This is a genomic window from Rhodoferax potami (genome assembly GCF_032193805.1).
Classification (GTDB): Bacteria; Pseudomonadota; Gammaproteobacteria; order Burkholderiales; family Burkholderiaceae_C; genus Allorhodoferax; species Allorhodoferax potami_A.
The window spans coordinates 657,678-670,260 of the sequence record NZ_JAVBIK010000001.1 but is presented as its reverse complement, the minus strand read 5'-3'; the positions used below and the strand labels follow the sequence as shown (position 1 = coordinate 670,260).

11 protein-coding genes are annotated in these 12,583 nt (G+C 58.8%); 6 read left to right on the top strand and 5 right to left on the bottom strand.

Annotation, left to right across the window (positions count from 1 at the left end):
- Nucleotides 1–5: 5 nt before the first annotated feature.
- Entirely contained in the window at nt 6–2,054 is a 2,049-nt protein-coding gene (gene mutL / locus RAE19_RS03160; RefSeq protein ID WP_313873552.1) for a DNA mismatch repair endonuclease MutL, read from the bottom strand.
- A gap of 34 nt (nt 2,055–2,088) precedes the next feature.
- Between mutL and RAE19_RS03155 the strand changes: the two genes are divergently transcribed.
- Nucleotides 2,089–2,733 carry a VTT domain-containing protein gene (locus RAE19_RS03155; protein ID WP_313873551.1) on the top strand — a complete coding sequence of 215 codons (645 nt, stop codon included), beginning with the start codon at nt 2,089–2,091 and terminating at the stop codon, nt 2,731–2,733.
- Between the two features lie 12 nt (nt 2,734–2,745).
- Entirely contained in the window at nt 2,746–5,673 is a 2,928-nt protein-coding gene (locus RAE19_RS03150) for a putative bifunctional diguanylate cyclase/phosphodiesterase (protein WP_313873550.1), read from the top strand.
- 62 nt (nt 5,674–5,735) lie between these two features.
- On the opposite strand, the gene RAE19_RS03145 is transcribed toward RAE19_RS03150, so the two are convergent.
- Complete coding sequence (locus RAE19_RS03145; RefSeq protein ID WP_430962509.1) at nt 5,736–6,461, bottom strand: N-acyl amino acid synthase FeeM domain-containing protein; 726 nt, start codon at nt 6,459–6,461, stop codon at nt 5,736–5,738.
- 45 nt (nt 6,462–6,506) lie between these two features.
- Between RAE19_RS03145 and istA the strand changes: the two genes are divergently transcribed.
- Nucleotides 6,507–7,580, top strand: a complete 1,074-nt coding sequence (gene istA / locus RAE19_RS03140; protein WP_430962508.1) for an IS21 family transposase — start codon at nt 6,507–6,509, stop codon at nt 7,578–7,580.
- Nucleotides 7,577–8,404: an IS21-like element helper ATPase IstB gene (istB, locus tag RAE19_RS03135; protein ID WP_313873548.1), complete on the top strand. Its 828-nt coding sequence runs from the start codon at nt 7,577–7,579 to the stop codon at nt 8,402–8,404. Before istA ends, istB begins: the two co-directional genes overlap by 4 nt.
- Nucleotides 8,405–8,452: 48 nt before the next feature.
- On the opposite strand, the gene RAE19_RS03130 is transcribed toward istB, so the two are convergent.
- From RAE19_RS03130 to tsaE, 3 genes are all read right to left on the bottom strand, one after another.
- Nucleotides 8,453–8,608 (bottom strand): hypothetical protein, encoded by a 156-nt coding sequence (locus RAE19_RS03130; protein ID WP_313873547.1) that lies wholly within the window; start codon nt 8,606–8,608, stop codon nt 8,453–8,455.
- 142 nt (nt 8,609–8,750) lie between these two features.
- A complete protein-coding gene (locus tag RAE19_RS03125) occupies nt 8,751–10,145 on the bottom strand; it encodes an N-acetylmuramoyl-L-alanine amidase (RefSeq protein WP_313873546.1) in 1,395 nt (464 codons plus the stop codon).
- A complete protein-coding gene (gene tsaE / locus RAE19_RS03120; protein ID WP_430962507.1) occupies nt 10,142–10,660 on the bottom strand; it encodes a tRNA (adenosine(37)-N6)-threonylcarbamoyltransferase complex ATPase subunit type 1 TsaE in 519 nt (172 codons plus the stop codon). Before tsaE ends, RAE19_RS03125 begins: the two co-directional genes overlap by 4 nt.
- Nucleotides 10,661–10,687: 27 nt before the next feature.
- Here tsaE and queG point away from each other — a divergent pair, with 27 nt between their 5' ends.
- Entirely contained in the window at nt 10,688–11,785 is a 1,098-nt protein-coding gene (gene queG, locus RAE19_RS03115) for a tRNA epoxyqueuosine(34) reductase QueG (RefSeq protein ID WP_313876164.1), read from the top strand.
- Nucleotides 11,782–12,582, top strand: coding sequence for a cysteine hydrolase (locus RAE19_RS03110; protein WP_313873545.1), 801 nt, complete (start codon nt 11,782–11,784; stop codon nt 12,580–12,582). The genes queG and RAE19_RS03110 overlap by 4 nt, the downstream gene beginning before the upstream one ends.
- Nucleotide 12,583: the final 1 nt, after the last annotated feature.

Here is a 12,583-nt window from a genome sequence, read left to right as displayed (position 1 = left end):
CGGGGCTAGCGCCCACGCAAAAACAGCGAGTCCAGCTCTTTGAGCGTGAGCTGGCGCCAGGTGGGGCGGCCATGGTTGCACTGGTCGCTGCGCTCGGTGGCTTCCATGTCACGCAAGAGTGCGTTCATTTCTTCGAGGGTGAGCTTGCGGTTGGCGCGCACCGCGCCGTGGCAGGCCATGGTGCCCAAAATTTCGTTTTGCGCGCGCTGGATGACGGTGCTGGCGTCGTGCTGCGCCAGCTCGGCCAGTACGCTGCGGGCCAGCTCCACCGCATCGCCTTGCGCCAGGGTGGTGGGCACGGCGCGCACGGCCAGGGTTTTGGGCGAGAAGGGGCTGATCTCCAGGCCCAGGGTGTTGAGCGTGGCGACGTGGGCCTCTGCCGTGGCGACTTCGTCGGGGCTGGCGGCGAAGGTGGCGGGGATCAGCAGGGGCTGGCTGGCCAGTGGGTGCACGCTGCCGTCGGGGGCGGTGAGGCTGATTTGTGTCTTCAGCCGTTCGTAAACGATGCGTTCGTGGGCGGCGTGCATGTCGACGATGACCAGGCCTTGGTTGTTTTCGGCCAGGATGTAGACGCCTTGCAGTTGGGCAATCGCGCGGCCCAAGGGCCAAGCTTCTTGGTTGCCGTCACGGCCCGGGGGCCAGGCTTCTTTGCTCGCTAGATGGTTGGGCGACTGCGCGCTCTGCTTCGTGTCCCCCGCCCGCGTTGCGGGCTCCTCCTTGACCTGCGCAGAGCCCGCAGCCACCCAGCCATCTTGGGTGGCTGGGTTACGTTGCCAGAGCAGGCTGATGTCGTTGACGCGGTGACCAATCAGGCCTTCTTCTGCTTTAAATTTGATAGCGGGTTGCGCACTGTACATGGGCGCTACCGGCCTGTTTGGAACATAAGTACCGGGCGCGGGCAGGGCGCTGGCCTCGCTGGTGGTGCCAAACAAGCTGGGCGGTTGGGGCTGGCCGGCTGCAGTGCCAGCAGCGGCCGCAGCGCGTGGGGCGGCGAGGGTGTCCTCTACGGCGTGGCGCACGGCCTGGTGCACTTCGCGGCTGTCGCGGAAGCGTACTTCGATCTTGGTAGGGTGTACGTTCACATCCACCCGCGTCGGGTCCATGGCGACATACAGCGCGTATACCGGCTGGCGGTTGCCGTGCAGCACGTCTTCATACGCACTGCGGGCGGCGTGGGTGAGGACTTTGTCACGCACAAAGCGGCCGTTTACGTAGCAGAACTGCTGGTCGCCGCGTGAGCGGGCGGCGTCGGGCACACCGGCGCGGCCCCAGACCCGAAGCGCGGGCTGGCCTGACTCGTTGGTTTGCTTGCTGTGCCAATCGACGCGAACGCTTTGGGCCAGAAACTCGGGGCCTAGCACGTCAGAGAGGCGTTGGTCTAGGGCGGCGAGTGCAGCATCCATGGTGGCATCGGCCAGCGGCACATCCAGGCAGCGGCGCCATTGCTCGACCAGCTTGCCTTCGTGCCAGATGGCAAAGCCCACATCGGGGCGGGCCAAGGCATGGCGGCGCACGGACTCTATGCAGTGTGCGAGTTCGGTGGCGTCGGTTTTCAGGAACTTGCGGCGCGCGGGCGTGCTGTAAAACAGCTCTTTGACTTCGACAGTGGTGCCCTGGCCCCGCGCCACCGGACGCAACTCGCCGGTACGGCCATCGAGCAAATAGGCATCATTCAGGCCGCTAGCCTTGGACAATATTGCGCAATCAGCTATGGAATTGATAGCGGCCAGTGCCTCGCCACGGAAGCCCATAGTGGCCACGCTCTCCAGGTCGTGCAGATTGCCGATTTTGCTGGTGGCGTGGCGCTTGAAGGCGATGGGCAACTCATCGCGCAGGATGCCTTGGCCGTCGTCTTCTACGCTGATCAGGCGCACACCGCCGGCCAGCAGCCGCAGGGTGACTTGGGTGGCGCCGGCGTCCAGCGCGTTGTCCACCAATTCACGTACCACGCTGGCGGGTCGCTCTACGACTTCACCCGCCGCAATCTGGCTGATAAGTTCGTCAGGGAGTTCGCGGATGGGGCGGCGGGGTGCGGGAGTCAGAGGTGCATTCACATTTGTATTTTAGGCGGGCAGCATAATCCCACCTATGGAACTCATTACTGTACTCATCGACTTCATTCTTCATGTCGACAAGCACCTTGAGGTGTTTGTCCAGACCTACGGGGCTTGGGTATATGCCCTGCTATTCATGATCATTTTTGTAGAAACAGGCGTAGTGGTCATGCCGTTTTTACCGGGTGACTCTTTGCTCTTTGTAGTGGGCGCCATGTGCGGTGCAGGCTTGATGAGCTACCCGTTGGCTGTTGGCCTGCTGCTGGTGGCGGCCGTTTTGGGCGATCAGTGCAACTACAGCATCGGGCGCTATTTCGGGCCCAAAGTCTTTCAGTGGGAGCAGAGCCGGTTTTTCAACAAAGCGGCTTTTGACAAAGCGCACAACTTCTACGAGACCTACGGTGGTTTCACCATCATCGCCGCACGCTTCATGCCGTTTTTGCGCACCTTCGTGCCCTTTGTGGGCGGAGTGGCAGAAATGAACCGCGCCAAATTCACCTTCTTCAATATCGTAGGCGCGGTGCTGTGGGTGGTGGGAATTTGTACCGCAGGTTACTTCTTGGGCAGCATTCCGTGGGTGAAAATGAATTTGGACAAGATTATTTGGGCGATGATATTGATCCCCGGATTGATCGTGATTGTGGGAGCACTCAAGAGCCGAACCAAACGGCCAGCTTAATCATTGACCCCTGTGCAAAAAATTGTTGCAACTCTGCTGGAGCGGCTGACGACCTATGTGTTTCCGGCCATCGCGCTGACTCTCACGCTTGGTTTGTTTGTTTGGGGGAAAGATGGAAGCTCTGTAGAGGAAGGGCGGCTTCTCAATATCAAGGTCTGGGAGCAGACGGACGCAGTCCCGATAGAAAGTCCTGTTCTCCAGATGGACCGCTTGGTATTCCGAGGGGAGTCAACCTCCATAGACACACGACGTTCCACCGCGCCTTTTTGGTTCGAATTCGTGATTCCGGAAGGTAGTCGCGATCAAGGGACCCTGATTGACTTTCCTTCACGACACTCCATGGGAGTGACATGTTGGGATACTGCGACCGGACAGCAGCTTGGCAGCAGCGATCACCGGGAGGCGCAGGGCTCCATTGCGGGAAGCCGCGCTGGGTTTTCACTCGAAATAGCGCCAGTATTACTTCGCGCGGTTGTGCTATGCCGATCGAGCTTTAGAGGTCCTGCAAAAATTTCTGCTCGATCGTGGAGTGCCGATGCTCTGAGCCGCGCTCAACTCTCGCATCGCAACACGGGGGTAATGATCGAGGCGGCGATCGGTGTGTTGGCCGTTTTCATGCTCCTCACCGCATTCGTTAATTCCAGCGCCCTCTATCTTGCATTTGTAGGCGGATTGGTCCTCAACATGAGGATGGCATCGCTTTCCGTGGGTACCGATTTCTACTTCCTGGGTATGCAGGTTCCGATTGAGTACTTGATCCCCATGCGGCAATGGACGCTTTGCCTGTACTTCGCCAACACGGTGGGTTTGTTCTACGTGTTGTTCAAGCAAGAGCTCAAAGCGGTCAAAGTAAAGTGGCCTCTGACATTGCTCTATCTTCAGTCGCTAGCCTTTTTGATTTTGGCGCCGGTAGTGCCTTACGAGAGTTTGCTGCCGCCTCTCTGGGCGGCGACCTTTGCCGGGATCGTGGTGATCTCAGCCTATGTTTTCCTGATATTGCGCAAGACGCATTCAAGAGTGGCTGCCTGGTATGGCGCATCCATTTTCTTGACCTTGATCGCAACTCTGAACGAGGTCTTTATTGCTGCAACTGGGCAGCGCATTTTTGAGTACGGCCTTAACAGTGTGACCGCAGCGATAGGGTCTGCGCTCCTTGCGTCTGCCGCTGTAGCCGAGCATATGCGGACCCATCGGCTACAAAATTTGCGCGCTCAACGTTTACTTGAGGCGGCGTACCAAGACTCTCCGATTGGGTTGTTTTCGGTAACCCATGGGACGCATATTTCGAAAACCAATCCTGCGTTTGAGTCGATGGTTGCTGCTCTGGGTGCGGTGCGCAAAGCAGATCTTTCAGACTTGTTTGATCGCGAAGTGCAGACGCGTATCGCATCTTTGCGATGCGCGAGTGAAGGCGGGGTGCTGGAGTTGCAAACCTGCATTAAGTCCAAGGACCTCGCCGACAGCAAGTGGTTCTCATTGAGAGCATCCACGGCAGACGGAGCAATTGTCGAATGCTCTTTGCAAGATATAACGACCCAAGTCTCAGCTACCGAGCGCCTGGAGTATCTGGCTGGACACGACCCCTTGACCGGTTGTTTGAATCTACGGGGACTGATTCAAGAGACGGAACGCATTACTCAGCGCCCATGTGGTTTGGCTTACTTTGACTTGGATCGATTTAAGCTGATCAACGATTTGTACGGGCACAGCGCCGGAGATCAAGTGCTCACCCAAGTGACTGAGCGCATGCGTGGCGTTCTACATCACACCGATGTGCTGGCTCGTATCGGCGGGGATGAGTTTGTGATCGTTTTTTTTGAAGGCACGATCAATACATGCGAGTCGAAATGCAACACGATCGCAACGTTGATAGCAGCGTCTCCCTTTCAGATCGAAACGCAGAGCTTTGAACTGGATATTTCTGCGGGACTGGTAGGTACAGACCAGTTCAAGTCGACTGATTTGAAAGGATTGGTTTCTGCGGCTGACATGTTGTGTCGTATGGCGAAGAAGCGCCCCCGTCAGCACATGGTGGTGATGAAGTCGGATGACCGGTTCTTGCAACAGCACCAGGATGAATTGGATTTGATCAATTGCCTGGAGCGTGGAGAAACCCCCGAGGGTCTATTCCTCGTGATGCAGCCGGAAATTTCTTTCAGTCGGCCTTTTGATTCCTTGAATTTCGAGGTGCTTGTTCGACTGCGTAAATCCAACGGCGATGTAGTCCCCGCCGGCACGATCATCGAAGCGGCGGAAGCGCATGGCAAAACCGCCATCATTGACCGATGGGTCGTGGGAACGACCGTGCGCTGGATCGAGGCGCATGCGCATCAATTGTTGACCACGCGTTTTGTCGGTGTGAATCTGTCGGGTGGCTCATTGAACGACGAAGCTTTTACGCAAGAGCTTTTTGCCTTGTTTGAGCAACATCCTGTGGCGCTTGAAAAGCTCTGTATCGAGATCACTGAAACAGTGGCGATTACCGACATGAGGAAGATGCAACATTTCATCGATCGCGTCCGGGCTATGGGTGGCAAAGTAGCCCTCGATGATTTTGGCGCCGGGTATTCGTCCTTCGGCTATTTGAAGGAGTTGTCCGTAGACTCTTTAAAGCTCGATGGCTCCTTGGTGCGTGATGCAGTGCGCATCCATGCCGGTCAGGCCATCATTGTGGCGATAGGTGGATTGGTCCGGAATTTAGGTATGAAATCAGTCGGGGAGTTCGCGGAGGACCTCCCCACCATCAAAGTTCTTTTTGATGCTGGAATCGACTATGCGCAAGGTTACGGGATCAGCAGGCCCGTAACACCAGAGGAAATCCTCGCAGCTTCCAGTGGCGCAGATTTCATTCAAGACGAAGCAATCCGGGCTTTCTTTGAGTCGATTCAAGACAGCGAATCAGCTTCGATGCCTTTGTTTCGCGATTCGCGCCGTGATTGATCAAAAGCCTGTCAACGCCCCTTGGCTGAATATTCACTCGGCCAGTTGACGGCTTTTTATCTTCATTGACTGAGGCTGTTTGCAGTGCCTGCAACGGTCGCGACATGCGATCTGTGGGCCGGTGGGATCACTTGCGGGTCCGGGCACATCCACAGCTTGTCTGACAAATCTTTAGCACCGGATATATCGATATCGGGATGGATTTGCTCAAAGAAAAAGTCCGTATGGGGCTGTTGGGCCGCTACGTAGATTTCGCGAGCCCGCTCTGGCGCGAGGTACATCACCCGATGCGGTACCCCACCAGTGAAAGTCATGGGGTAAAACGCACCTGTTTGCCCCACGTCTGTGAAGAGTAGGCTTTCGTAAATGCGGTCGACCGGCCGCCGCCCCGTTGCCATCATTAAATCCACTTTTTGAGCGAGGCAGTATCGGTGGAAGGCCTTAAACAGCGCAGCACGGACCAAGGATGATCCTGCGGTCCCCTTGATGCAAAGGCGTGTGGATTCCACCATTCGCTGGCCGTGGAAATCAGCAGACAAGCGTAGAGACATCTGCAACGGCAACGGCTCCATCACGTTGGAATGCGTCCGCAAAGTGCCCAGAACGGAGCCATCGAGTTTGGAGGTGGCCACAAACACTTCGCACCCGTAGGCAAAGTCGGCGGCTTCAGGCTCTCGCAGTTTGGCCCCCAATTCCGGCAGGTGTTTGCCGTAGGAGGCTGCGCGCAGTTGGATGATGTCACGCGCAGTATGAAAATGACACGAGAACGCGGTGAGGAATTGATACACCTCGACTAACGTGCCAAGCCATCCGAACCATGGATGGGACTGGCAATGATTACGAACGAGGAGTACATGGAACTCAAGGTATTAAGGAAACACAGGCTGAGCTTGCGCGAGATATCGGTGCAAACTGGTATGGCAGTCAACACGGTGCGTAAGTATTTGGAGGGTGGTCCGCCGGCCATGAAGAAACTGCCGGCATGTAAGAGCAAGCTCGATCCATTCAAGGACTACCTGGCTGGACGTATTCAGGCGGCCAAGCCTGATTGGATTCCAGCAACGGTGCTGCAGCGTGAGATTGCCGCACAGGGGTATACGGGCTCCGTGCGCATCCTGCAGGAGTACCTCAAGGAGTTGCGTCCACAGGCGCGCCCGGATCCGGTTGTGCGGTTCGAGACCCAGCCCGGTGAGCAAATGCAGATGGACTGGATCGAGTTCCGCAAGGCTGGGCATAAAGACGGCATGTTGGCGGCGTTTGTGGCAACGCTGGGCCACAGCCGGGCGACCTTCGCGGAGTTCGTCACAGACATGAAGCTGGAGACACTACTGGCGTGCCATGTCAGGGCGTTCGAGAGCTTTGGTGGAGTCACCCGTGAAGTGCTGTACGACAACATGAAGACCGTCATCCTCAAGCGTGACGCCTACGGCAAGAACCTGCACCAGTTCCAGGGTGCCTTTGCTGACTTTGCGCACCACCATGGCTTTGTGCCGCGGGTGTGCAAGCCCTATCGGGCCAAGACCAAGGGCAAAGTCGAACGCATGAATGGCTACATCCGGCGCAGCTTCTGGGTGCCATTGGTGGCGAGTATGAAGCAGCAAGGCTTGGTGGTGGACGCGGACACAGCCAATCGGGAAATGCGCACCTGGCTGCGTGACGTTGCCAATGTGCGGATCCACGGAACCACTGGGTGTGTGCCGGCACTGGCTTTGCAAACTGAGCGCGCACATCTGCTGGCCATCCCCAGCGCCTACAGTGGGCGAACAGTGCGTCAATTACAAAAAGTCACCGGTAGCGGCGCAGCAGTCCGGCCAATTCCAGCCGCGGCATGGCGAGGCCTGCAGCATCCTCTGGCGATGTATGACACGCTGGTGCACAACCAAGCCTCAGCAGGAGGACGACCATGAGCCTGCAAATGGAAAGACTGCGTGAACTGTGTGATCAGCTGCGCCTGCTCAACTTACCCGATCAGCTTGCCCACTTGGGGCAAATGGCGGCCAAGAAAGAGCTGGGGTACCTGGAGTTCCTGGAGCAAGCCTTGCGTGGCGAGGCTCTGGCCAGGGTGGAGAGAACGCGCGCCATGCTCACGCGCATAGCGGGCTTCCCCGCCATCAAGACGCTCGATGAGTTTGACTTCCAGTTTGCCAGCGGTGTGCCCAAAACTCTGGTGCAGGAGCTTGGCAGTCTGGCCTTCGTGGAGCGCAGCGAGAACGTGGTCTTGCTGGGCGCCAGTGGGGTGGGCAAAACCCACTTGGCCATCGCCTTGGGCTACAGGGCAACCCAGGCTGGAATCAAGACGCGTTTCATCACGGCGGCAGATCTGCTGATGACACTGAGCACGGCACTACGGCAGAACACCCTGGAAGAGGCTATCAAACGCATCGTGCGTCCCTACCGGCTGTTGATCATTGACGAAGTCGGGTACCTACCCATGAATCGGGAACAGGCGAATCTTCTGTTCCAAGTCATTGCCAAACGCTATGAAGTGGGAAGTCTCATCCTGACCTCCAATCTGCCGTTTGGGCAATGGGACCAGACATTTGCAGACGATGCAACGCTGACAGCGGCGCTACTTGACCGACTGCTCCACCACGCCCATGTGGTCCCGATCTCAGGAGACTCCTATCGCCTGAAAGATAAGCGGCGTGCCGGTGTGATTGCCGCCAGCAGCAATGCCCTACTCAAACGAAAACGCAGTCACCTTGATACACAGGAGGAGCAAGCAGCCTAGAGGCGCCAAGCAAAGACAAAACAACCAATCACCCCACATAACGGTGTATCAAATCCACGCCGCGTTTGCGTTCCACAGTTGTATCAAATCGAGACTGCGTTTGACAATGACGCCATCTAGCTGCGCCTCGGTGGCAATTTCTACCTTGAAGGGCAACAATTCGGTCCGTGCAACCGCTGCTTGAATTCTCTCTACCAGAGCCATAACAACCTCCTTCCAATGAGTGACTGAAAGACTCAGTCTAGGGTTGCTACCTAGTTCCATCCGGCGAATGAAGCAGGGTTTAGCCCGCTATCTCCACGCCAAAAACACATAAACCATTACTTTAAATGGTGATTTTTGTGTTTTAGCTGGTGGTGCGGTTGCGTGCGAGGGGCGGGTTTTTGGCGAAGTAGCCTTCAATGCCGCGCATCAAGGCGTCAGCCAGGCGGTTTTGGTATTCGTCGCTATTGAGCTTGATCTCTTCGCTGGGGTTGCTGATGAACGCAGCCTCGACCAGCACACTCGGAATGTCAGGCGCCTTGAGCACCGCAAACGCTGCTTGTTCGACTTTGGGTTTGTGCAGCTTGCCGACCCGTTTGATCTCGCCCAACAGGTTGCCGCCAAGTTTCAAGCTGTCATTGATCTGTGCGGTGGTGCTCATGTCGAGCAAGGCGCGCTGCACCGTGGCGTCTTTGGCCTTGACGTTGAGGCCGCCGATCAAATCCGCCTTGTTTTCTTTGGCCGCCATCCACCGTGCAGCGCTGCTCGACGCGCCGCCCTGGCTCAAAGCGAACACGCTAGCCCCTTGCGGGTCCGGAGTGAAAAACGCATCGGCATGGATGCTGATGAACAAGTCTGCCTGCACCCGCCGGGCTTTTTGCACCCGGGTGCTCAGGGGCACAAAGAAGTCGGCATCGCGGGTCAGAAACGCGCGCATTGCGTTGCCGTTGACGCTGGCAGCGTTGATCCGTTCGCGCAGCAAGTGCGCGAGTTTGAGCACCACATCTTTTTCCCGCGTACCGCCGGGGCCGATGGCGCCAGGGTCTTCGCCACCATGCCCGGGGTCCAGGGCAATGATGATCAGCCGGTCGGTCGGGGTGCTGGCCTTTTCCGCAGTTTGGGGATCTTTTGTGCCTCCAGCGCTCGTGGAGTCTGCGCGGGCAGCTCCTGATTTGATAGCGTCTACCGGTCTCAATGGGCTGCTGGCAGCGGCAGCCGGCACAGGGGGGCGCTGGGTGTGCTGGGCAATCAGGGCGTCCAGGGGGTCTTGTGCCTCTGCCTTGGACTGCTGAACGGCCTTGGCCTCGTTAGCGCGGTCGGTGATCAGGGCATCAAGCGGGTCGACCTCGGCCAGTGGGTACAGGTCCAGCACCAAGCGGTGCTGGTAAGCTGCCACGGGCGCCAGGCTGAACACTTGCGGTCGTATCGGGTGCTTCAAGTCGACCACCAGGCGCACGATGTCCGGGGTGAACTGTCCAACGCGGATGCCCGCGATGTTCGGGTCATCCGCCTTCACCTTGGCGACCAGCTCTTTGAGCGCGGGGTTCAAACTGATGCCCTGGATATCCACCGCCAGCCGTGGCGGGTTGGGTACAAATAGCTGTTTGGCGCTGAGTGCGGAGTCAGACTCGATGGTGACGCGCGAATACTCCGGTGCAGGCCATACCCGCACGGTCATGATGGCGGCACCCTTGGCGAGCTCGGCGGTGCCCAGTGTCAAAACCAGACTGCCGGCTTGCAGCAGGGTGCGGCGCCTCAAGCTCCGGCTCCTTGGGCCGCTTGGATGAGTAGCAGGCCCGCGGGGGTGCCTGCAGTCAGGCGCACCTCGCGGCGGCTGTCATCCAGGGTGTGCAAATGCAGGGTGACATCTGCCACCGGCAGCATGCTGGCCGCCTTATCCGGCCACTCGGCCAGCTTGAGGCCGGGGCTTGCAAAAATATCGCGGAACCCGGCTTCCTCCCACTCCCGCGGGTCATTGAATCGGTAAAAGTCAAAGTGCCAGATGTTCAGCTCAGGCAGTTCATAGGGCTCTACCACCGCGTAGGTGGGGCTTTTGATGCGGCCAGTCACCCCCAGCGCTTGCAGCAGGTGGCGCACCAGGGTGGTTTTACCGGCACCCAAATCACCGTGCAGTGCAATAAATGCGTTGGCGAGGGATGGCGCGCGGGCCCACTGCTGCGCAAAGGCGACGGTGTCGGATTCATCAGCCCATTCCAAGACGATGCTCGGGGCCGCGCTTTCTACAATCGGGTGGTGACGATCAACAGCACTCAAATCAAGGCTCAATTCGATGGCGACGAAATGGTCGCTCAGATACAGGGCTGGGCCCGGGAACTTGGATTCTCCCAAATTGGCGTGGCCGGTGTGGATTTGTCCTCCGCGGAGGCCGGATTATTGGCATGGTTGTCGCACGGTTTCCACGGTGGCATGGGCTACATGGCGCATCACGGGCTGAAACGCGCCCGTCCGGCCGAGTTGGTGCCCGGCACGGTGAGTGTGATTACTGCGCGCATGGACTACCTGCCGCGCGGCACAGAAGACGGCTGGGCCGACGCCGAGCTGGCCCGCTTGCAACGCCCGGGTGAGGGCATTGTGTCGGTCTACGCACGCGGCCGGGACTATCACAAGGTGTTGCGCAACCGCCTTCAACAATTGGCCGACGGCATGGCGGCCCATATGGGCCCCTTGGGTTACCGGGTGTTCACCGACAGCGCGCCGGTGCTGGAAGCTGAGCTTGCCAGCCGTAGCGGCCAGGGCTGGCGCGGCAAGCACACCTTGCTGCTCAACCGCGAAGCGGGCTCTATGTTTTTTCTAGGCGAGGTGTATCTGGATGTGGCGCTCCCGCCAAGTGCGCCGGTCGAGGCGCACTGTGGCAGTTGCAGCGCCTGTATCAGTGCCTGCCCGACGCAGGCCATCGTGGCCCCCCATCGTTTGGATGCACGGCGCTGTGTGTCTTACCTGACCATCGAACACGATGGCCCGATTCCGCTCGAGATGCGCCCCCTTATTAGCAACCGCATTTACGGTTGTGACGACTGCCAGCTGGTGTGCCCTTGGAACAAGTTTGCCAAGCGCAGCACCTTGCCCGACTTTGATGCCCGGCACGGCCTCACCGGCAGTGCACTGGCCACGTTGATGGACTGGACCGAAGACACCTTTTTGCGTAACACCGAGGGCAGCCCGATCAGGCGCATCGGCCATGTGCGCTGGCTGCGCAATGTGGCCGTGGCCATGGGCAATGCCTTGCAGGGCAGTGCGCTCTCGGCACCTGAGCGTGCGGTGCTGGTCCAATCCTTGCAGCGCCGCACCAGCCACCCAGACCCTCTGGTGCAAGAACATGTGCACTGGGCGCTTCAGTTTTCGGCCTTGTCTCCAAACCCCTCAAACGTCTTGTCATGACCACTTACGACCTGCTCATCATCGATCCGCAAAACGACTTTCTAGACATTGCCGGAGCCGCTTTGCCGGTTCCGGGTGCCGGCGCGGACATGCAGCGCCTGGCCGATTGGCTGGTGCCCCACGCCGCCCGGGTGCGCAGCATCACCGTCACCCTAGATTCCCACGCCAGCGTGGGCGTTGAGCGCACCACGTTTTGGCTGCGTTCTGACGGCGAGCCGGTCGCGCCGTTCACGGTGATCACCGCCGCAGACCTGGCCAGCGGCCAATTCAAGCCGCGCAATCCGGCGCTGCAAGCCGAGGTACAGGCCTACCTGCACGCCCTGGAGGCCACCGGTCAACGCCAGCTGGTGGTCTGGCCGGTGCACTGCGTGCTGGGTACCTGGGGCCACAACATTCACGCCGGCTTGAGCGAAGCTTTGGCCGCTTGGGAGCTGGCGACCGGCCGGATGGTGCACAAGGTGCTCAAGGGCCAGAACCCGCTGACCGAGCAGTACAGCGCCTTTAAGGCTGAGGTTCCGCGGGCGGATGACGCACGCACCTTGCTGAATCGGCCTTTGGTCCAGTCACTGTCTGCGCAGGGTGCTACGCTTTTGATAGCGGGTGAGGCCATGAGCCACTGTGTGGCCGCATCGGTATCCGACTTGATGGCAGTCTTGCCCGCTGAGCGTTTGGCGGAGTTGGTGCTGTTGACCGATTGCATGAGCCCGGTGGCCGGCTTTGAGGCGGCCGCGCAAGATTTTTTAGCCCGGGCCACCGCGGCAGGCCTACAGGCAACGACGCTCAGTGCCTTGGCTTGAC

Excerpts from the sequence above, each read along its gene's own strand:
- queG (WP_313876164.1), top strand. The coding sequence starts at position 10,688 with ATGGTCGCTCAGATACAGGGCTGGGCCCGGGAACTTGGATTCTCCCAA.
- istB (WP_313873548.1), top strand. The coding sequence starts at position 7,577 with ATGAGCCTGCAAATGGAAAGACTGCGTGAACTGTGTGATCAGCTGCGC.
- istA (WP_430962508.1), top strand. The coding sequence starts at position 6,507 with ATGATTACGAACGAGGAGTACATGGAACTCAAGGTATTAAGGAAACAC.
- RAE19_RS03155 (WP_313873551.1), top strand. The coding sequence starts at position 2,089 with ATGGAACTCATTACTGTACTCATCGACTTCATTCTTCATGTCGACAAG.
- RAE19_RS03110 (WP_313873545.1), top strand. The coding sequence starts at position 11,782 with ATGACCACTTACGACCTGCTCATCATCGATCCGCAAAACGACTTTCTA.
- RAE19_RS03130 (WP_313873547.1), bottom strand. The coding sequence starts at position 8,608 with ATGGCTCTGGTAGAGAGAATTCAAGCAGCGGTTGCACGGACCGAATTG.